Origin of the sequence: Bacteroides sp. f07 (assembly GCF_042854785.1) — a bacterium.
In the GTDB taxonomy this organism is placed as follows: Bacteria; Bacteroidota; Bacteroidia; order Bacteroidales; family Bacteroidaceae; genus Bacteroides.
On sequence record NZ_BAABXI010000001.1, the window covers coordinates 1,556,871 to 1,579,639 of the forward strand.

The 22,769-nt window shown below is 45.8% G+C and carries 14 protein-coding genes; 4 read left to right on the plus strand and 10 right to left on the minus strand.

Annotated features, from left to right (window positions below):
• The first annotated feature begins 168 nt into the window (after window positions 1–168).
• The 3 genes from ACGHVY_RS06265 (at window position 169) to ACGHVY_RS06275 (ending at window position 9,025) form a co-directional block, all read left to right on the plus strand.
• A complete protein-coding gene (locus tag ACGHVY_RS06265) occupies window positions 169–2,868 on the plus strand; it encodes a TonB-dependent receptor (protein WP_390597876.1) in 2,700 nt (899 codons plus the stop codon).
• A 13-nt stretch (window positions 2,869–2,881) separates the two neighbouring features.
• Window positions 2,882–5,476, plus strand: a complete 2,595-nt coding sequence (locus ACGHVY_RS06270) for a choice-of-anchor J domain-containing protein (RefSeq protein WP_390597878.1) — start codon at window positions 2,882–2,884, stop codon at window positions 5,474–5,476.
• A 252-nt stretch (window positions 5,477–5,728) separates the two neighbouring features.
• Entirely contained in the window at window positions 5,729–9,025 is a 3,297-nt protein-coding gene (locus ACGHVY_RS06275; RefSeq protein ID WP_390597879.1) for a TonB-dependent receptor domain-containing protein, read from the plus strand.
• 130 nt (window positions 9,026–9,155) lie between these two features.
• Here the strand turns inward: ACGHVY_RS06275 and ACGHVY_RS06280 are convergent, their stop codons facing one another.
• From ACGHVY_RS06280 to ACGHVY_RS06325, 10 genes are all read right to left on the minus strand, one after another.
• Complete coding sequence (locus tag ACGHVY_RS06280) at window positions 9,156–10,256, minus strand: endonuclease/exonuclease/phosphatase family protein (protein ID WP_390597881.1); 1,101 nt, start codon at window positions 10,254–10,256, stop codon at window positions 9,156–9,158.
• Window positions 10,257–10,378: 122 nt separating this feature from the next.
• Window positions 10,379–13,099 (minus strand): ATP-binding protein, encoded by a 2,721-nt coding sequence (locus tag ACGHVY_RS06285; RefSeq protein WP_390597883.1) that lies wholly within the window; start codon window positions 13,097–13,099, stop codon window positions 10,379–10,381.
• A 30-nt stretch (window positions 13,100–13,129) separates the two neighbouring features.
• Window positions 13,130–14,344 (minus strand): glycosyltransferase family 2 protein, encoded by a 1,215-nt coding sequence (locus tag ACGHVY_RS06290; RefSeq protein WP_390597884.1) that lies wholly within the window; start codon window positions 14,342–14,344, stop codon window positions 13,130–13,132.
• Between the two features lie 14 nt (window positions 14,345–14,358).
• A complete protein-coding gene (locus ACGHVY_RS06295; RefSeq protein ID WP_390597886.1) occupies window positions 14,359–15,135 on the minus strand; it encodes a class I SAM-dependent methyltransferase in 777 nt (258 codons plus the stop codon).
• Window positions 15,136–15,151: 16 nt separating this feature from the next.
• Complete coding sequence (locus ACGHVY_RS06300) at window positions 15,152–16,021, minus strand: glycosyltransferase family 2 protein (RefSeq protein WP_308744952.1); 870 nt, start codon at window positions 16,019–16,021, stop codon at window positions 15,152–15,154.
• Between the two features lie 34 nt (window positions 16,022–16,055).
• Window positions 16,056–17,204, minus strand: a complete 1,149-nt coding sequence (locus tag ACGHVY_RS06305; RefSeq protein ID WP_308744953.1) for a glycosyltransferase family 4 protein — start codon at window positions 17,202–17,204, stop codon at window positions 16,056–16,058.
• 42 nt (window positions 17,205–17,246) lie between these two features.
• Complete coding sequence (locus tag ACGHVY_RS06310) at window positions 17,247–18,368, minus strand: glycosyltransferase family 1 protein (protein WP_390597888.1); 1,122 nt, start codon at window positions 18,366–18,368, stop codon at window positions 17,247–17,249.
• 27 nt (window positions 18,369–18,395) lie between these two features.
• Window positions 18,396–19,862: a lipopolysaccharide biosynthesis protein gene (locus ACGHVY_RS06315; protein WP_390597889.1), complete on the minus strand. Its 1,467-nt coding sequence runs from the start codon at window positions 19,860–19,862 to the stop codon at window positions 18,396–18,398.
• Window positions 19,855–20,970 carry a glycosyltransferase family 1 protein gene (locus ACGHVY_RS06320; protein WP_390597891.1) on the minus strand — a complete coding sequence of 372 codons (1,116 nt, stop codon included), beginning with the start codon at window positions 20,968–20,970 and terminating at the stop codon, window positions 19,855–19,857. The genes ACGHVY_RS06315 and ACGHVY_RS06320 overlap by 8 nt, the downstream gene beginning before the upstream one ends.
• 61 nt (window positions 20,971–21,031) lie before the next feature.
• Complete coding sequence (locus tag ACGHVY_RS06325; protein WP_308744958.1) at window positions 21,032–21,547, minus strand: hypothetical protein; 516 nt, start codon at window positions 21,545–21,547, stop codon at window positions 21,032–21,034.
• A 174-nt stretch (window positions 21,548–21,721) separates the two neighbouring features.
• Here ACGHVY_RS06325 and ACGHVY_RS06330 point away from each other — a divergent pair, with 174 nt between their 5' ends.
• Window positions 21,722–22,726, plus strand: coding sequence for a Lin1244/Lin1753 domain-containing protein (locus tag ACGHVY_RS06330; protein ID WP_390597893.1), 1,005 nt, complete (start codon window positions 21,722–21,724; stop codon window positions 22,724–22,726).
• The last annotated feature ends 43 nt before the right edge of the window (window positions 22,727–22,769 follow it).

A 22,769-nucleotide genomic window follows, 5' to 3' on the forward strand; every position in this document is an offset into this window, starting at 1 on the left:
GCAATTATATGTGGAGCTTTTTGCTTTAACAAAAAACAACAATGCTTTAGTTCCTTGAAAAAATGTAGCACAATTGTAATGATTATCTTGTTTAATAGTACTATATTTGCATCTTAACAACACATTTTAAAGGTTGATTAACATTATCTATTAACTAAAAGCAGAATTATGAGAAGATTTCTAATTCAAGTCCTGTTAGTTGCTGTGCTGTCAGTATTTTGTACTGCCGCATCGGCCCAAACTACAGTGCGCGGTCAGCTGGTCGATTCTGAGACTGGTGAGCCGCTGGTAGGAGCTGCCGTAATGGTAGAAGGTACTACACAAGGGTCTACAACCGACATTGACGGTTATTTTAAGCAAAGTGTTGCTTCGAATGCCACATTATTATTTAAGTATGTGGGTTACAAGGACCAAAAAAAGAAAATTACGCAGAAAGGTACTTCTGTGGAATTGGGCATTATCAAGATGCGGCCGGACGCAGTGATGTTGGCAGATGTCACGATTACTTCATCTGTTGCCGTTGCACGTAAAACTCCGGTAGCAGTGTCTACAATCGATCCGGTATTCATAGAAGAAAAGTTAGGCTCACAGGAGTTTCCTGAAATTCTGAAATCTACTCCGGGTATATATACCACGAAAGACGGTGGTGGCTACGGTGACTCTAAAACCAATGTACGTGGTTTCAAGAGCGAAAATGTAGCGATGATGATTAACGGTGTGCCTATGAATGGTATGGAGAATCAAAAAGTATATTGGTCTAACTGGGCAGGTTTGTCCGATGTGACTCGCAGTATGCAGGTACAACGTGGTTTGGGTGCATCTAAAGTCTCATCTCCGGCTGTCGGTGGTTCTATCAATATCATAACCAAGAGTACAGACGCCCAAAAAGGAGGCTTTGTATCTTATGGTATGGGTAATGATGGTTATAACAAGATTTTGTTCAGTGTATCTTCCGGTCTTTCCAAAGACGGATGGGCGTTTACTTTGTTAGGTGGTAAGACATGGGGTGACGGATACATTCAAGGTACAGAATTTGAAGGCTACACTTGGTTTGCCAGTATCGCTAAACGTTTCAATGATAACCATCAGTTGACTTTTACGGCTTTTGGTGCTCCCCAGTGGCACAATCAACGTAGTAACCAAAACGGTCTTAGCATTAAGGAATGGCAGCGTGTGAAACAATATATGGGCGATGATAGTCCTTATAAGTATAATTCGACTTTTGGTTACAGAAACGGTCAAGTTTACAATTCTGCGAGAAACTCCTATCACAAACCGCAGATATCATTAAACCACTTGTGGCAAATCGACCAGAAATCCAGTCTGAGTACTGCTGCTTACGTATCAATCGGTCGTGGTGACGGTTATAGAGGTACAGGAGATAGTGATTACAGTAACAAATGGTATGGTTCTACAAACGGATTGGTGAACAATGATTTCCGCAGACCTGACGGAACCTTTGATTACGATGCCGTTGAGACGATGAATGCTCAAAGTACCACAGGTTCAAAGATGGTGATGAGTAAGATGATGAACAATCATATGTGGTATGGATTACTTTCTACCTATACTACAAAGTTTGGTGAAAACTTCGACTTCTATGGCGGTATCGACCTTCGTTACTACAAAGGTTTGCACCAGGATATTCTTACCGACTTGTTTGGCGGCAAATACTTTGTCGATTCATACAACCGTAAAAATGTGTCTGCTGAGAATAACCCTATCGCTGCCGACCCTAATTTTAAAAATGCCAAGTTAGGTATAGGGGATGTTTTAAGACGCGACTATGATGGTCTGGTATTGCAGGAAGGTGTTTTCGCGCAGTTGGAATACAATCAGGACAAACTCAGCGCTTTTGTTTCCGGTGGACTTTCAAACACAGGTTATTGGCGTTACGATCGTCTTTATTATAGCAAAGATAAGGCTAAATCATCCACTAAAAATTATCTGGGTGGAAATATCAAAGGTGGTATCAACTATAATCTCAATGAGCGTAATAACATATTCGCTAATGCAGGTTATATCAGCCGCGCCCCAATGTTCGATACATCATTTCTAAACTCACAAACTTCTCACGCGCGCAATAATGATGCTAAAAACGAAAAAATCATGTCTTTTGAAATGGGGTATGGCTTCCGTAGTGGCTTCTTTACTGCTAATCTGAACGCGTATTACACACGTTGGATGGACAAGGCTATGTATGACTCTGGTGATATGAGAGACAGCGACCGTTATACTTTGAATATGACTGGTGCTAATGCAGACCACTGGGGGATTGAATTAGACTTTATGGCTAAACCATTCTCTTGGATGGAGGTCAATGGTATGTTCTCATGGGGAGATTGGCGTTGGAATGGTAATGCTACCGGTTACTATTTCAATTCATCCGGTCAGATGCTGTCAGACCCTAGCGAAGGTACTGTTGTGGTAGATATGTCAAATGCTGAACAGTATAAAGCTAACATCAAGATGGATAATGTCCATGTTGGTGGCTCTGCCCAGACCACAGCAGCTTTGGGCGTTACTTTCCGTCCGATGAAAGGTGTACGTCTCGCGGCAGACTGGAACTTCTTTGCACGCAACTATGCCGATTATGACATTGACGCGGGAAGTGCAAAGATGGGTAAGGAAATTCTGATAAGCAATCCATGGCAGATACCGTCATACAGTACATTTGATTTGAGCGCGGGCTACACCTTCGATTTTGGCAAGGTGCGTGCTACTCTGAGCGGTAATGTCAATAACCTCTTCGATCAGGAATATATCGCTGACGCCCGTGACGGTAATAGTCACGATTGGGAATCGGCTACACGCGTACTCTATGGTTTCGGTCGTACCTATTCTGTAAGATTGAAGTTCAATTTCTAAACCAAGACAGATTATGAAGAAAAATATATTATTTAGTATGTGTGCTGGCTTGCTGCTTTTGGCAAGTTGCGACTACAACGAAGACAATTTTCCGGGGTATGATGACCTCACTAATGCCATGGATGTACAGAACGTTACGTTAACGCTCGAAGATGCTGAATACAAAACCATTGCTGGCATAGCTGCAAATAAAGAACTGGCGTTATCCAAAGATCCGGAAGGAGAAACTTATGCAAATGCTTTGGAAGCGGTAGGTAAGAATAAATTTTTCACAGAAGATGCACCTGCAGCATGGTATCTCCCAGCATACATTAACGATAAGTATCCTTATTTGAGTGATGGTTCAAAAGTAACTATCAATTATAATAACTTTGAAGAACTTCCCGAATATCTGAAAGACTTTAATAGTGTTTCAAAATACGATTTGACATCTGACGATTACAAGGCAGTATGGGGTGAAACAGTATCTGCTTCCTATCTGTCTCCGTCTACGGTGAGACAAATTCCTAACATTCTCGAAGAGGCAGTGAAGAATCCTGCTGACGGTGCTATGCGTCTGGTCAATTATGCTTATTCTGAAACAGAACCGAGTACAGGCGGTGGTGGTGAAGAGCCGGAACCTACCTATACAAATATTGCCGATGCTATCAATTCAGGTGCCGGTACTTATGATGTAAAAGGTGAGGTTGTAGCAGCCAATGCCAAAAGTCTTCTGGTAAAAGATGAAACAGGTATTATAATGGTGTATCTGAATGCATTGCCAACATATTCTTTAGGGGATGTAGTGACAGTTTCAGGTGCTATCAGTTCGTATAAAGGTGCTCCGTTTCAGTTCTCTAAAGATGCGGAGATAGCAGTTGTAGAGCGTAAAACGACCTTTGCGTATCCTACGACACCGAAAAATATGAGTGCATCGGACATGGATGCGTATCTCACTACTCAACCGGTAGAATACATTACTTATGAAGGAACATTAACCATCTCGGATAATAAATACTTTAATGTTGCAGTTGAAGGTACTACTACGGCTATTGGTAGTATTCAGTATCCGATAGCGATCGACAGTGAGTTGAATGGTAAAAAAGTGAAAGTGACCGGATATGCTGTTGGTACAAGTAGCGGTAAATTTGTGAATACCATTGCTACATCAGTAGCTCTTGCTGATGGTTCGGGAACTACTACTGCACCGGTAGGGCTGATAGCTTTGTCGGCCGACGGTACATATACCACAAGAGGTGTGGTAGCAGCTATCTATACAAAAGGTTTTATGCTGACTGACGGTACAGGTAATATTTTGGTATATGAAAATAAAGTTCCGACCTCTAAGATAGGTGATATTGTTTCTGTAACTGGAACAACTTCCAAGTATAATGGTTTGATGCAATTTGCAGCTGATGGTTTGCAAGTTGAAAAAGAATCAGAAGGCAATACATCAGTAGACGGTTTGATTGCTCAAAATATGGATGGTGCGGATATGGATGCCTATGTTAATGCCCCCCGTGCTGTTTATGCTACCTATACAGGCACATTGACTATTAAGGATAGCGGTAAAGGATATAATTATTATGACATAGAAATTGATGGAGCTACTACAGCAAAAGGTTCTTTCTCTTACGTAGATGAAAGTACGATAGATGCAAGTCTTAATGGTAAACAAGTCATAGTGAAAGGATACCTCATAGGTGCGAAGAGTGGTTCTGTCAATACAATGGTAACTTCCGTTGCAGAAGTAACAGCGGCTAATCTCAGAGCCTTCGGCATGACTCGTGCCATTGCTTCCAAACCTAATACATCCGCAGTTTATCGTTACGATGCAACTACTGCCAAATGGAAAGCATATACATCAGAAGCTGCAAGTATTGCAGTGCTTCAACCTGCCGATTACACAGCAATAGGCAGTACTTATGTATCCAAACCGGCTGAAACATTGCCAATCTATTTGAAGCAGAATTATCCATATGCTAAGAAAGACGATGTTATAGCAGTAGTTTATTATTCAGATTCAGACTTGGCTGTTGCAGCTACCGAATTTGTTTATGATGGTGCAACTTGGATTCAGACTACAGTTTCTACACCGAGTGTCATTGTATTCTTGAAGTCGCAAAGCGAATGGATGGAAGCTAAAGTTTACTATTCCTCTTCATTCCTGAATGGTGATGATGGTGGCTTCATTGCCCAAGATATTGAATTGAGTGACTTGAAGAGTGTTTGGAAGCTGGACAACACCTATGGTTGGAAAGGTTCCGGTTACTCTGGTGGCAATAAGGTAACCGACAGTTGGCTTGTTTCACCGGAAATTAGTCTGAAGAAATCGGTAGTACCGGTATTGAAGTTTGATATTGCTATCAATTACTTGAAAGGTGGCGAGATGGCCAATTACTTCAATGTGATGATATCAACCGACTATGACGGTGATGTACTTGAAGCCACTTGGACTGAATTGACAGTAGAAGGTATGCCGGCAGGAGACTCTTGGGACTTCTCGACTGTGACACCTGTTGACTTGAGTGCATATAAGGATCAGAATATCCGTATTGCATTCCGTTACAGAAGTGACGCTGCGGCTGCCACTACAACAGAAATCAAGAATATGTCCATCCAGGAATAAACTGGATATAAAAGCAGAATATAGATAAACAAATAGAGAATACATATTCATTCTGTTGGTAGATAATTATAGCATCGGAGAGGATAAAGACCTCTCCGATGTTTTTTAGGTTTAGACTTAAGTCTAAACCTTTTTTTATCTTATTCTTAAAAAATGTAATACGGTTATAATATGTATCTGTCTTATTTTCCATATATTTGTCGCTGATTTAGAGATCTATAATATTATAAAGGACGAATTTTAAAAGTGATTATGTTAAAAAGATTAAGATTTATTCTTACGGTTATTATCCTTTTGGTAGCTATGGGTATCAGTGCCCAGGTCACTACCGCTACAATGAGCGGTAAAGTAACTGCACAAGACGAACCGATTATCGGTGCTACGATTGTAGCCATTCATGAGCCGTCAGGTACTCGTTATGGTACTGTAACCAATGTCAGCGGACAATTCACCCTGCAAGGTATGCGTACCGGTGGGCCATACAAGGTTGAAGTCTCCTATGTCGGTTATCAAACGGCAGTTTACAAAGGCATCAATCTTTTGTTGGGAGAGAACTATGTTTTAAACGTGTCTTTAAAAGAAAGTTCGGAACTATTGGACGAAGTAGTAGTGACAGCTTCGAAAGAAAGCAATATGAAGTCCGACAGGGCAGGAGCGGTGACCAACCTGACCAGCGCAAAAATCGCCTCCATCCCTACGGTGAGCCGTAGCATGAACGATATAATGCGTTTGTCTCCGCAATCCAACACAACGTCCAACGGTTTTGCTGCCGGTGGCGGTAACTATCGTCAGTCCTTTGTGACCGTAGACGGTGCTTCGTTCAACAACGCTTTCGGCATCGGTTCCAACTTGCCAGCGGGTGGTGCTCCTATTTCTTTGGATGCATTGGAGCAGCTCTCTGTCTCAATCACTCCGTATGACGTTCGTCAAAGCGGTTTCACCGGTGCGGCTATCAATGCAGTAACCAAATCCGGAACAAACGAGCTGACAGGTTCTGCTTATACATTCCTTACGAACAATAATCTGATTGGCGACAAAGTGGGTGATAACTCCATTGAACTCGAGAAGTCACATCAATATACTTATGGAGCCACTTTAGGCGGAGCCATTATAAAAAATAAGTTATTCTTCTTCGTGAACGGAGAATATGAGGATGACTTGACGGCAGGCCCTGTCGCACGTGCCCGTAATGATGAAAGTGAGAAATACGGGGTCAATGGTATCCATCGTCCTGTTGCTTCCAAGATGGATGAAATCCGTGATTACCTGATTAATACATATGATTACGATCCGGGCGCTTATCAAGGATATAATGTAAAAGTGCCTTCCTATAAGTTTCTGGCACGTTTGGACTGGAACATCAATGAAAACAATAAGGTGAATGTTCGTTTCTCCAAGACCAATAATAGATATGACGCTTCTCCTTCTACATCAGTTTCTCCGATGACGGCGGCTATCATTTTCCCCGGTGATGATAAAAAAGGAATCTCTTCGGGAAAAGGAGCCAGCAATGATGAAGGCTTATATTTCAGGAACACCCGTTATCGTCAAGAGCAGAGATTCACGTCTGTTGCAGCCGAATGGAATTCAAAATGGGGCGTGTTGAATAATACTTTGCGCGGAACCTACTCCTATCAAGATGAGCCACGCTCTTATGATGGTGGGGCTTTCCCGACTACTTACATCTTGGAAGATGGCGCGGTATATGCCATGTTCGGTACAGAGCTGTTTACAGAAGGAAACATCCGTCAAGTAAAGTCATTTACCATAACAGACGAGGCTACCTGGACATGGGGTAAGCATAACTTTATGGCCGGTCTGCAGTTCGAACATAACAAAGCGGTGAATGGCTATATGCAAGGTGCAAACGGTGCTTATGTCTTTAAATCCTGGAATGACTTCGTAACAGGTGAAAAACCTTCTTCCTTCTTGATTACCCACTCCAATTCTGCGGATTTATCACAGTTTACTTCTCAGATGAGACAAATGCAGTATTCAGCATACGTTCAAGACCAGTGGAATATCAATGAAAATTTCAAATTAACTGCCGGTCTGCGTTTTGAATTACCAGTGTATCCTTCGTTGAAAGACAACTATAATGCTGAGTATGCAAAACTAGAGTTTGGTGATCGTAAATTCTCTACAGACCAGAAACCGGGTAATTCATTATCAGTTTCTCCGCGTATTGGCTTTAATTGGGACATTACCGGAGAACGCAAGTATGTGTTGCGTGGTGGTACGGGGTATTTTGTTGGACGCCTGCCATTTGTCTGGCTGGTTTCGGCAGTCGGAAATTCGGGAGTAGGTCAGACACAATATGGTTATAATATAAGTAAAAATTCTACTGCCGGTGCAGTTGCCCCTAATTTCCATACGAATGTAAATGATATTCTGGAAGATGTTTACAAGGGTAATTTTACTCCGCAGGTTAGTATTCCCGGCAGTCCTACTATCATAGACAAAGACTTGAAGATGCCCGCCACTTGGAAAACTTCACTAGCTTTTGACACCAAGTTGCCTGGTGATATTGACTTTACACTGGAAGGCATTTACAACCGTGACTTCAATCCGGCTGTAATCTCCAATGCTAATATTTATGCTGACGGAACAAAAACAATCAGTAAAAATGACACACGTACTGTCTATAAGAGCTACAATAACAATACAGGTGCTTATTTGATTGAAAATGGCGGTTCGAAAGCATATTATTTGTCATTGACAGCACAGTTGCATAAATCATTCAATTTTGGCTTGGATGCTTCATTTGCTTATACTTACTCTCGTGCGCGTTCTTATGGAGACGGCATTGGCGACCAGGTTACTTCTGCATATAAAACCAATACATATTCTATCAACGGCATCAATGACCATGAATTGGGTTATGGCACTTATGTAGCCCCTCACCGTATTATCGCTTCATTAGGTTACTCAAAAGCTTATGCCAAGCATTTCAGGTCAAGCGTTTCATTCATTTATGAAGGTGCTCCGTTGGGCTATGCGGGCGGAAGCTATTCTTATTCCCGTTATTCATATACTTACACTACCAACATTGTGGGTGATGGCGGCGCTAATAATCTGATATATGTACCTGCTACCAAAGATGAGTTGACATTCAAAGATGTGACTTCAGAGAAGACAGGCGAAGTGACATACTCTGCTGCCCAGCAGCAAGAAGATTTCTGGAACTTTATTCAGCAAGACAAATACCTGAAAAAACATCTGGGTAAATATGCCGAACGTGGTGGTGCAGTGATGCCTTGGCATCATCAGTTAGATTTCAAGTTCAATCAAGATTTCTATATGATGATAGGCGGTAAGAAGAACTTGTTGCAATTTGGTGTGGATATTCAAAATCTCGCTAATCTTCTTAACAAAAACTGGGGATTATACAAAACTGTAAATTCGACTATTCCACTGAAAGACAATGGCGACGGAACATTTACCATGCAGAAAGCCAGCGGTCAAGTCTTGAATTCTACCTATAAGAATTACGAAAACACGGCTTCTACTTACCGTGTAATGTTCAGCCTTCGTTATATTTTCAATTGATAGTTGCAGGGAAGAACATTTCTGAGACATAAAAAAGGAGAGAGGATGTATCCGCAAATCGTGATACATCCTCTCTTCTTTTTTATGTCTATTATTCTTTTTGTATTTATTATATCAGTAGACGTTTTTTTTACATCTTCACCCTCATCACCACCGGATTATGGTCGCTATAATTCAAATCCGGTGAAAAGTAATCCGTGCTCTTCAATTCCGGTGAATGGAGAATATAGTCGATTCTCAGCAAATGTTTGAAATACTTGAAAGTGTACATATACCCATGTCCGCTTGTCTTGAATCCATCCTGCAACTTATCACCTTTCACCGTGTGATACACATAAGACGAAGGCAGGGAGTTAAAGTCACCGCAGACTAGAGTAGGATAGGGGGAATCGGAAATCAACAGGTTAAGAATATTAGCTTGGACGGCACGTTTTTCAAAGTTCTCGTACAGTCCGTCCATTAGAGTAAGAGCCGCACGTTCTGCCCGTTGCGTATCATCCGTGCGGAGTTCCTTTTCCAGCTTGCGCTTGTTACGGCTCACTTCTGTAGTCTGGAGATGATTATTAAACAAACGAATCATTCGCCCGTTGACCTCAATATCACACCAAAGACTGCAATTCTTGGAATCAGGATAGATGATAAGATGCTCCTCTTTGATAGGATAGCGGCTGAATACAGCCAGTTGTAACAACTGCTCCCCTTCGGGAGAAGAAGGTATGTAATGGTAAGACCAGTCGGAGAGAGCCACGCAAAGACTGTCAATACCAAATTCGCTATTAATGCCAAACTCCTGAAAACAAAGAATATCCGCTTGCTGGCTCTTCATGTAAGCAGCGATTTCTTTGCATGAATAGCCCGTATGCTCGTGGTTGAAGGCATCGACATTATAGGTCGCCACGGTCAATACTCCCGGAGTATATGCCCCCATTTTGACCATCGGCTTCGAAGCCGGGCTGAAAAGAGGAAACTGGAGCACACTACTGATATATCCCCAGTTGCAAAATATAGCAATCAAAGGAATGAAAACCCAGCACCGCCAACGGGCAGTCCAATAAATGGCAATAGCCAGGTTTGCCAATAAAAGCACAGGCAGACCTAAACCGATGAAAGGCATAAATTTGAAACTGTCCGGTGTGGCGCTGCCTGCAAAAGCACCGGCTATTGTTACGCCTGCCAAGACGCCGGTCAGCAGGATAGATATGTAGTAAAATAGTCTGTAAAAGGCTTTCATCTAATCTTATGAGTTGTTTATTGAATAGTATATCGCAATTAGTTATTAATATATTATTTGTCTGTCGTACAGTCTCTCATGCAGGCTGCATATTAGAGGGGCATATTAGATACACTACACTCTTATGATGTCGACAGCCATTTCTTAATCATCGCCTTTAGCTTGTCCTGCGCTATCGGTTTAGCTATAAAATCATTGCATCCGGCTTCTTGTGCCGCTTTCCGATCCTGTTCGTAAGCAAAAGCACTTTGAGCAATAATAGGAACAGTTGCAGATAGTTCGCGAATGATTTTCGTAGCTTCCAGACCATCCAGATTCGGCATTTTTATATCCATCAGAATAAGGTCAGGCTTCACCTCGTCATACATAATAACCGCTTCCATTCCATCATGCGCACGTATAAGGCGATGTTTCTTTCCGAGAATAGCTTCAAGCAAGTCGAAGTTACTGTCCGTATCTTCGGCAACCAGGATACAAGCCGGTTTGACATTATCCAAATCTTGTGTTGCTTCGCTAGAAGAAGAATCACCATTTATTGAGGAAGCATCACCGTCTGACGAAGAAGAATTCCCACTCATTGAAGCCGTTTCTCCATCCATTGACGCTACCGCGCCACTTTCACTTTCCAAATTCACTTCCTCTTTCCCTGTACCCGTCCCCTTGTCCTTGTACGGCAAAGTAAACATAAACGTAGTCCCCACTCCAAACTCCGAACTGACAGAAATCTGTCCGCCGAGCCGTTCAACGATTGACTTACAGATAGACAACCCCAATCCCGTTCCCTGCGCATGCTGATTCAGCTTGGCGAAACGTTCAAACACACGTCCCACCTTTTCCGGTTCAATGCCCGTACCCGTATCCGTCACATGGAAAACAATCTGATTGTCTACCAATTCATAACCATAACTGATACTCCCTTCCTTCGTAAACTTCACCGCATTTCCAATCAGATTCGAAATCACCTGAAACACCCGGTTCTTATCCGTTTCAATCATCAGACTCTCGTCCGAAGGCTCGTAAACGAGACTCACTCCCTGTAGAGTACGGAAAATATGCGCATCATGCACCTCCTTGCATAAACAATGCAGATTGACAGGCCCGAAAGAAAACTCAACGATTCCCGATTCAATCTTCGACAAATCGAGAATCTCGTTAATCAATTGCAGAAGACGCTCATTATTAGCATTGACAATATTATAATACGTCTTTCTCTCCTCCGCATCGTCACTTTCAGCGATAAGATGCGAGAAGCCGACAATCGCATTCAGCGGAGTGCGTATCTCATGGCTCATATTGGCAAGAAAGGCCGACTTCAGGTTATCGGACATTTCCGCCTTCTCTTTAGACGACATCAGCTCCCGCTTCATCATTTCCAGTTCTGTGACGTCCCATTCGATGCTGACGATGATAGGCGAGGAGAGTTCGTCTCCATCCACCCTTATCTTCCGTTTGTCGAGGATAATCTGGTTTCCGTTCCTGTCCTTGCCTTCCACCGTCCAGTGCATTCCCTTTCCGGTGCTGGCCACCTGGATATCCTCCTGCCGCTTCTTCTCCGCCACGATGGACGGATAATAATCGAAGTCGTTCATACCAATCGAAGTACCGTTGAACGAGTCACGGTTGTACGATTCCCGATTCCGGTAGATATACCGGAAATCGTTGTTCACTTCCTTCACCACAATTCCCGCAGGAAGATTGTTGATGGTAGTATCCATAATTAGGTTCAGCCGTTTGATTTGTGCCTCATACCGCATACGTTCGGAAATATCATGTGCGAACGACCAGTAGCTGTCCTCACCCGAATCATTGGTGACGTTGTACATTGTACCCTCGTATGCCAATATATCCCTGTTAATCTTTGAAGGATGATGCGCGATGAAATTGCTGCTTCCGCTATGCAGGGCATTCCTGCAACGCTCATTCCAAGCATCTTGCGTAGGCATGTCGGCGGCAATATCATAAATCTTCAGTTTGCGGATATCCACATTCTCACAAAGTCCGTGGTTGTGAAGGAAGCGCCGGTTGGCAAAAATAAGCGTGCCGTCCTCTTTGGCGGCAAAGATGCTCTCTTTCGCATTGTTGATGGCGTGCGTCAGCGTATTAATATCATTTCTGCTATGTTGTATATCCGTGATATTCTGGATATACCCCTCGATATTGAGACTGCCGTCCGGAAGCTCCTCACGTAGGTAAGTCTGGATACGCATATAATAAATTTCCCCGTCCACCTTCACCCGGTAACTGATACTGTCCGTATTGAACTTTTCCACATTCCTGAGATGCCAGTTGATGAATGTCTCTTGATCTTCTTCGACGATATACTCCCTGTATTTCTCAAAAGAAATCGTCCGCACCGCTTCTTCGCACAACACTCCGGTATATCCCAGATAATGAAAAACATTCTCATTGGTGTTATATCCCCATTGCCCTATTTGCGCCACCTTCTGAATCTCCCGCAACGTGCGGTTCGCCTGTTCCAGTTGGCGTTTCACGTTGCTTCTTTGCGTGATGTCCCGATATTGGCAAAGCACCATCCCGTCATAAGGATGCATGAGACACTTGAAATAATACGTCTCGCCCCTCACTGCCAACTTGAAATTTTTGCTGATACTCCTTTGTTCCCTAAGTACCGTCTGAAAGACAGGCATCATCCTCTCCCTGGTATATTCCGGCAGAAGTTCGAATATATTTTTGCCTAAAAGTATATCTTCTTGCAGAAACCATGTGTCACAATACGGCGCGATATCCACGCAGACTCCGTTCCGGTCGACCAGCAACATCGTATCCGCCGTCAGTTTCAGTATCCTCTGTGCATTATTTGCATCATGTAATGTTCTGTCCATGTCTGTTTTCTTTTTTTAGATGATTTGTCTTTACTTCTCCGCCCGCTTCGCCTTTTCCCAAGCCCCGTTACCTTTCTTCTTTTTCAGGTAACGTATCCCTTTCAACACATTGACATTCATAAAAAGAAAATAATACGGAATAAAGAGCAGCTTGTTCTTTATCTGCTTGGTAGACAGATAATAACCCCAATATCCCAATCCGTAGAAAAGCACCTGCAACACCAGCAGAATACCATAGAACACAGGCGCACCGCCTGCCAGCAAAATCGCGGCATTAAGCGGCAGCAGCGCAAACAACAGAAACGGCGTAACAGACCACCGCAGCACTCGGTGCGACGTATATTGAAAACTCAACACCCCGTACCGGAAAGGATTCAGCAACGGGCGCAACCGCCAGATAGACTTCCAACCGCCCGCAGCAATACGTACCTTCCGCTTCTCTTCCTCCCGCATATCCGCCGATCCGCTTTCGATAGCATAAGCATTGGTACAATAAGCAATGATATACCCCTTCATCGTAATCCTCAACGAAAGGATGAAATCATCCAGCAACGTATCCGGCTCCATCGCCTCGAACAACTCCCGGCGTACGGCAAACAGCTCTCCTGCAGCCCCCACAGCCGAGTACAACCGTGCGTCCAACGCCTTCAACGTCGACTCATACTTCCAGTAAATCCCTTCGCCACCGGCAGCCGCCCCGTCCTTGGTCTGCACAGCAATCCGTTTCTCACCGGCCACACAACCCACCTTCGGATTCTGAAAAGCAAGCACAATCTCCCGCACCGCTTCCCGGTTCACCATCGTGTTGGCATCCGTAAAGACCACGAGCGGAGTGTCTGTAAGCGTCATTCCGCGCGTCATCGCCGCGGTTTTTCCTTGCCGCAACGGCTGGAAGTGCACCGTCGCCTTTCCTGCCCAGCGAGTCTGCAAACGTTCGTTCGTCCCGTCGTCACTGCCGTCCGTCACCCAGACGATGTGCAGCTTATCCGCCGGATAATCCAGCTCAAGACTGTTCTCCATCTTCTCGTCCACCACGTCTTCCTCGTTGAAAGCAGTGATGAAAAGCGTCACTTCCGGTAGTTCCTCGTTCGCCGATGGCAGCGAGCGCTTCACCGGCTTCACGAAAAGCTCTTTCAGCTTGACGAGAATATAAAGTACGATTCCGTAGCCCAGATACGTGTAGAACACTACAAACAGGGCAAACCAAAAAATAAATTCGAGACAGAGAGTAAGAGTATCGTTCATAGTATCTATCTTTATTATTTCCGTTTTTTAATCCTCATGTACTCTTCCAGACTGATAGGAGAGTGTCTATGAGTTTTAGTTTTTACTTTGTTCTTTATCATATAATAAAAGGCGCCTATTACTTTCTTGAACTCTTTCGACGCGCTTCTGCGCGGATACATCTGTTCCACCATTTGGCGGCTCCACGGTTTAGTGAAGAAAGCAGTATATTTCTCGTCCGTCGGATTGACGATAAATTCCAAGTCATCCTTCCATTCGCACCGGTTCAGCATCAAGTCTCCTTCGGTGAGCCATAACAGTTTGTAGGTTAGCGACTGATAGGGCAGATAATTGAGAAACAGTTCGCCATAATTATTCTCATAATTCCCCGGCATTTTCGATTTCTCGAAAAGAATCAGTTTGCCGTCCAGATAGAGAATAATCCATTTGTGCGATTTCTTGGGAAAGAGAAATTCCCCCAGCAGGCTGGGAGTTTCCATATACCCCCTCTTGGCGACCCTGCACTGCTCGCGGATAAAATTCTCCGGATTTTCCGCGTGTTCGAGCACCTGGTTACAAATGACGTAATCAAACTCTTTATCCTTGAAAGGCAGAGCCTCACCGTCGGCATTGATAAACTCCTGATGCGGATAAATCTTCAGATTTCCGCAGCGGTGATAATTCGTGTCTACAAATAAATCCACAAGCACATCCGAGCGGAATGTAGGGCTGTGTCCGGGGCCCACTTCCAGTACTCTGTCTTTCTTGCCTATCTTCAGGTCGTTTCTGTCATAAGGATTACGTGTTATCATAACGGTATTTGTTTTTTTAGTGTGTATCTTGTTTGTTTTTTATCAGATTGCTGTCCTCATCCTTATATTCGCTTTTCTTGGTAAAAATGCCGCCCAGCCCTTTGATAGCCTTCACCAGCCTCACTTTGAAACTATTGAAAAGAGAACCGTCATTATTCAGCGTCCCGTATCCTGTCATCACCCTCGCTTTTCCGGAGCGGATAAAAACGAGTTTGCCGAAAGGCTTCATGGCTAAGGCGAGCGAACCGTCCTCACCGCGGATGATGTCCGTCCGGAACCCGAACCGTCTGCCCAGCTCGGTATTGAACCCGAACGTCATGCCACGTACGCAAAGCTCCGGACGCTGTATAGCCTGGATGCGCAGATGCATATCCCTCAAAGCCTCATACCACCATAGCCCTATGCCGGAATGGCGTTCATCGGGAATAAAACTCCACAGGCTGAACGTACAAGCCACCCCCGGCTTCATCAGTTGCCCGACGTGTGTCGCTACGTAACGGGGCGGATATATCGTATCGGTGTCAATGCAGATATGATACTTCCCTTTTGCCCGGTCGAGTCCGCATTGGCGGGCGTGTCCGGGCCCTTTCTTCGTCTCGTTGAAATACGTGACGCCCAGTTGCCGCATCACCTCTTCCGTGCGGTCTGTCGAATTATTGTTGACAGCCAGTATTTCTATCGGAAAATCACATTCATTGTCGCAAAGCGACCACAGGCAACTCAGCAGACGCGTCTCCTCATTATGACAAATGAGAATGACCGAAGCCAATGGCTGACTGTTTTCCGTTAACTGCCGCAACTTCTCCTTCACGCCGCTTACTACTTCCGCCGGTGCCGAAGCGAACGGCTTCTCGTAAACCTGTAAATATTTGGCATACCATTTCATAAGCAATTCCTTTTAAATAAGACTTCCCGACAGCCTAAACGAGACTCTCAAATAACTCCTTCCATTGTCCGGCGATTTGTTCAATCTTGAAGCGCTCCACGTCGATGCGTGCCTGCTGCCCCATCTTCCGGCGTATTTCATCATTTTCTATCAGATAACATATCTTGCCGGCCAACATCTCAATATTCCCGTTTTCCACCAACAGACCGTTTTTCCCATCGTCGATAATATCCCGCGGACCGCACGGACAAGCAAAAGAAACGGGTGGTATGCCGCACGCCATCGCTTCGATAATCACCATGCCAAACCCTTCGTAGCGTGATGAAAGGGCAAATATGGAACTTTCGCAATATTTCTCGTCAATATCAGGCGTACTGTGTTCCAGAATACAACTGGAAGCGATTCCCAACCTGTCGATTTGCTGTTGCAGTTGCTGTCGCATACCGTCGCCGTAGATACGCAGAACCCAGTCCGGATGCTGCATGTTGACGATGCTCCAGGCGTCAATCAGCCGGTCGAACCCTTTTTGCGGCATATACCTTCCTGCGGCAATCACCTGCTTGGACGACCCGTCGGACTGCCGTTCGGGGAAAAAAGGAAGCGGGTTGTATATCACCGCTACATTTTTCAGTTTCGTCCATTCCGCGGCGTCTTCATAGCTCAATACCACGAAGCGTTTCAGTTGCCGCACCTGTCGGATAAGCTGCCACATCCAGTACTTCTTCACGCAGTGCTGTACGAAAGCCGGGAGACGGTTATCGCTGAACTCACGGTAATTGGACTTGTTGAAGTGGATTTCCCCGAGTTTGATGCTGCCGTCCTTCATCTTATTGATAAAGTTGATGTCCCGCCGGAGAAGTGAGATGGTGATGTCCGGACGGATTTCGCACAAACAGTCGTTCAGCCGTTTCATGAATAATTGCTGCTTGTTCCAGTAGCCGGAGATTCGCTTCCACAGGCTGCGGCCGTACATCTCGTCATAATTGATATCGAGTTGGTGGAGAGTAATGGACGGATATAATTTGTAATACGGTTCCTTGTCTTTTCCGTCAGTCAGGATAATATGTATCTCGTAGCCGAAATGTTCCGCAAAATAATTTGCTTTCAACGTCAATACCCTCTCCATGCCGCTGGGGTAATAGAGTGAGGGGATGCAGTAGGCTATTTTTATCTTCTTGTTCATCAGCTATTGTTTGTAATTTGTTTCAGAATGACAGGGTGTTTGTTACCCGAATCCGATTTCATTAATCACTTTCTGCATTTGCGCTTTCCATGATAGCGGGCGGGCTGATTCGCGAATCTCGGCCGGAGTCATGGAAAGCGAGCGTTGAAACTCAATCAGCTTCGGGATGTCTATCGGCGATTCGTCCGCAGGGGCTTTCCATACATACGCCATAGCGTCGAAATCCTCATCCGTTTCCGAATACGTGAAGGCAAATCCGCGGGCGGCATATTCGCGGTTTTTCAGTGTCTTGATATGCGTGATACCGCTTCGGTGGCGTCCCAGGCTACCGATGGCAAAGTCAGCCTTTTCAAATTGCGCGTCCAGTTCCTCGCTGTGCAGAGGTCCGTGCAGAATGACATAAGGCTCCAGATGATTGTCACGGATGACAGGCAGGATTGCTTCTCGTTCGCGTTCACCGGCCATGGGCCCTACAATGTGGAAATACACTTTATAGTCGGGATTTGTACGGTAATACTTCGCCAGTCCGTTCACCAGCCGGTCAAATCCATGCCAGTAATGCACTTCCGCTACACCGATAAGATGCAGCTCATCGGTCGTCGCATTTTGGCTGTGCTTCATCGGGATGGCGTCGAAGTCTATTCCGTTGGAAATTCGTATAGTCCGTCCGCCGAAAATCGTTTCAGCGTTGGAGAAGGTGACGATGCCGTCCAGTCTCTTGGCGAGCCGGTGGCGGAAACAGCGGTCGATAAACAGGGAAAACTTCATGGAACGCGTGATATATTCCTGGTCGTACGGATAAGTCGGTATTTCCATTACTACTTTGGCTCCGGTCTTTTTCAGGCGTTTCACCATCTTCAGGGTGAACGGGTTGGCGTTGTGGTGCGAACGTATATATACCAGTTCTATTTTTTCGTGGCGCGCATACTCAATGATAGGGGCGTAGTAGATACGCTTCCACATCTTTGCCGTAGTTCCTGTCCCAAAATCGGCAATGACCTCGTCGTCCACCATCAGACGGTGTTCGCCATGGGGAGTAATATCGTAATAACACAGGCGTGCGTCCACTCCACATTCTCTGAGGGCTTTCACCTGGTAGTGTATTTTCTTACTGATTCCATTGGCTTTGTCGAAGCCGTGGAAAATAAGGAACAAGGCTTTCATCGGTTTTTTCTGTTTCTATAATATCGTTTATTCTGTTCTTTTATTTCTCTGTTTTACCATGCTCCGTACTTTTTCGATGATATCAAATTCGTGCGTAGCTTGTATATATCCACCAAAGATAATAAAACTAATTGTACCTTTGGCAATAATTGTCACAAAAAAGTTCATACCTTCCATCGTGCATTGCATGGGCACGAGTGCCATCGCTATCAAACCGCTGACCGCGAACGGAGAAATAAGCTGACGTATGAGCAGCCGGAAGCTCCGCCGGAAGGTCACTCGGTACATCTGCCGGTAGCATTGCACGAAGTTGACGGTGAACGTCACCACGATGCAGCTTGCCACTGCCGTGAGCGTGCCGAAATAGAAAATGCCGAGCAACATTCCCGCCACGTTGAGCGTAGACGAAAACAACCCGCAGACGAACAGGCTCCGCGTGTCGCCTGCCGCCTGGAAGATGGAGCCCGACGAAGAAAGGATAATCTGTATGCCCACCGAAAGCGCCAGTATCCGGAATACGGGTACGGACGGCAGCCATTGACTGCCGAAGATAATCAGCGTCACTTCTTCCGCTGTAAAGAAAAGAAGCACGCTCAGCGGCAGTCCGATAAAGGCGAGGAAGCGGACGATACGTTCGTAGGAAGTAGCCAGCTTTTCTTTATCATCTTGTAAATCACTGAAGATGGGATGCATCACCGGGGTGATGACCTGCGTGATGTTTTGCAGGGGAAGCATCATCAGGCGGTAGGATTTTTCGTAATATCCGAGGTCGGACATGCTCATATACTTGCCAATCAGGAGTTTGTCAAGGTTGCGGCTGAAATAATTGATGACGTTGAACAGGAACTGGTAGGCGGAATAGGAAAAAATCTTCCGTAGCGGCGTCAGTCCCAGCGTGAAGCGCAGGCGTTGCGGATAGCGCTGGAAGGAGATGACGAATATCAGTATGCTGGATAGTATCGGGGTGATAATCAGCGCGTACAGTCCCGCTCCGCAGAGGGCGGCGGTCACGGCGGCGGCACCGCCGGATATTTGTATGACGAAGCTGCGGACAGCGATAAATTTGAACTCCTTGTTGCGGTAGAACAGCGCTCCGGGCACGATGGTGGCGGAAGCGAAAAACAGGTTGACGGAGAGCAGTTGGCACAATGTCCGCAAGATGTCGCTCTCGTAATAGTGGGCGATGGGCCAGGACGCGGCGAAGAACAGCGCGCTGATGCCGATGCCCGTCCACACGGTAAATGAGAAAATGTCCGACAGTTCGCCTTTGGTCAGCGACTTGTTCTGTATGATGGCGGGCGATACGCCCATGTCCGTGAGCAGGTTGAAAAAAGCGATGATGACAGAGGCGATAGCTACTACTCCGAAGTCGTCCGGCGAGAGCAGGCGTGCCAGTATTCCCGCTACTACGAGGGAGATGACGACACCGCTGTATTTGGCAAGCGCGGTGTAGAAGACGCCCGAAAATAGCTGCCGCTTGATGTTGTTAGCCATTTACTGCGTCTTTATAAGTTTGCGCGTATTCCTTTCCCACTTTCCGGACATTCATGTTCTCCATGGCGTAGTCATAATTTGCTTCTCCCTTCTCTTGTAATGCAAGCCGGCGGGCGGATTTGAGTGCCCGGACAATGTCCGTTTTATCATCGGGGTCGAATGTCGGGTTACCGGTTTCGGAGAGTATCTCGCCGATATTTCCCACAGCGGGCCCCACCACTACTTTGTGGTAAAAGAAGGCAAGAGGGACATTACCTGAGTTTAATATATCTTTTCGTTGGATGAATATCACATCCGAGGCAGCCATATAATAAGGTAGGTCGCAACTGTCCACCAGTTCATCGTTGGCTCCGGCTTCCAGCTTCATCCAGCGGTTGAGCAGCGGCATGAGCAGATAATATCCGGCACGTGAAGTCCATCGTTTGAGGAAATTGCCACCATAGTCGTTGCGTCTTGAGAAAGGATAAAGCCTGGGGGCGAGCAGTAACTTGTCCGGCTGGTCCCACGCGCGGAATGCTCCGAGCATCATGCGTATTTCTTCACGGTTGCGGAATTTGCCGAAAGCGGTGACGATGAACGCTTCCTGCGGAATCTTGAGATACTGGCGTGCACGCTCTACGCTGATATTCTCCTGATAGGTATATTGGTAAATATGGTGCGGAATCACGACATTCCGGCTGCCGGGATGCCTGGCGGCAAATTCGTCGCGGCTGAAACGCCCCATATGCACCACGACATCGCTTTGCGACTCGATGATGTCATACGCCCGGCTGATGACGTCGTTGGCATAGTGCGGGCGTACATTGTGGCGTGTATAAATGAAATGTGTCCCTCGCGAGCGGAAGAAACGAATCCGTTCTTCCAGCCGGCAGATGATGTCGGGATTGTCACAAGTCCAGCCCACTACTTCTTCGGGCCACTGGAAATGGATGATGTCATACGCCGTATCCGACTCCCAAAACTCTTGTGTGGAACATCGCACGTTGATACCCGTCATCCTGATGGCATCGCACAAGATGGGGACGAACAGATTGTCTGTGTCCCCATCTTCTCTGAATACAATAAGTGCTTTTATCGTCGAACTGTTTGTTTCTTCGCTGTCATTCATTTCTATACATTTGTTGTTCAGCTTAGCTGTGCCACAAAGGTAATAAAACTTATGAGAAACTTTATCTTTTTTTTATCTTCTTTTTGTCGGCAGGTTTCTTCTCTGTCTTGTTATTCTTTTTGTTCTTACCAAATTTCGCATTTCTCTTTAGTAGGGCTTTTCTGGCTTTCCGGCGTCTTTCCAGTTCTTCGTCGGTGGGCGCCTGTGCGAAAAGAATGGCATTCTTGTCGTAATTATTTATCTCGTCCTTGTCTATGACGGATATGACAAGGCATTTTCCTTCTTCCAATGCCTGCGTGGTTGCCCGGCGGAGGTTTTGGATATGAAACTCGCATTTCAGTGCTCTGAGATGTACGTAGAATGCCTGTGCATACGATAGAATCTTGTAGTTGCGCGATTTTTCCATCCGCCATGCCGTGCCGGAAGTGATGGAGCTTAGTTCTTGCATTTCCTCGTGAGACAGTGGAGAGATAGTACGTACGTAGCAAATAAAACGGCCGAAAGTGGCATGGATGCATTTTTCTAGTTTCTGTCGCATTACTTCGTCCTCATTGAGGAGTTTTGGTTGTTTATTCATCTTTTTTTTTGGGTTATTAAATTGTTGATGCAAAGGTCTTTAAAAGTTTTTATAGCACTCTATTCATTTCTGAAGAAGTGTATGTCATACATTTAAAAGACCTTTGTGCTCACGAAGTTACCCCACCGGAACAGGTGAGATTTTGTCGAATATTTTTTTAAACGGGAAAAAAGAATGAAGAAAGACCAGTATTTTAACTTGGAAGTGAATTTATTGAACGACGACAATATCGCCGGCATGATGTTGGAGCTGGATGCTGCGGAAGCTATCGGGATTTACGTGATGTTACTGCTGCATCTGCGCACGAAGGACAATTATGAGGCGTCTTGCAAGCCGCTTCAACTGAAAGCTTTTGCCCGTCGCTACGATTTGGATTTGGAAATGACAGAGCATGTGCTCCGTGGTTACAATCTTTTTGAGGTGGACGAGGAGCGGCAGACGTTCCGCGCTCCCTATCTGGACAGGGTGATGCATAGGCTTGAGGAGAAGTGGCGGGCGGACACCGAAAACGGCAAAAAAGGCGGTCGTCCGCGGAAGCCTGTCAAAAGCGCTGAAACGCCCGCCAGCAAGGGGCAAAAACCCAACGAAACCCAAGAGAAGAGAGTAGAGGAGAAGAGAAGTATTCCTTCTGTTGAAAACAACAGCAGGAATACCGGCGCACCGGAAGCGGTGGCGGTTGCTGCCGTTGCCGCTGCTGTTCCGGTTGCGGTGACGGGCGGGGTGCGGATTCGTTCGGTGGACGAAGAGGGGCAACGCCCGTTGCAGCCTGTGGTGTCATGGGAAGTGCTGGTGGACAGTCTTGCCGATTCGCGGCTCTATATGGAGCTGGCAGGGCAGCGTTCCGGACTGGGGCGGCTCTTCCTCGACCGCCAGAAGCAGATTCTCAAGCTGTTCAAAGCTCATATACGGCTTTACGGGAAGGAGAAAGAGCTGCTTTTCTTTGATGATGTGAAACGGTATTTTTCCAATTATATCGCTGCAGGTTCACCCACTTGCGTCAAGTTGCGCGAAGCGTTGCTACAGGAACTCAGAGAACGGGACATCGGGAGCGCGAACCGTTTTGAGAGCATAGTCGGCAAGCGGCGGACGTATCTGGGACATCTCATCCCGGACGATGCGCCACCGCGACCGGACGGTTCGGCAGTGTGGGACGACGTGGGCAGGAGATGGCTGCATTGAGTCCGGCTTTCATCAATCGCCGGACGGGGGACTGATGGCTTTC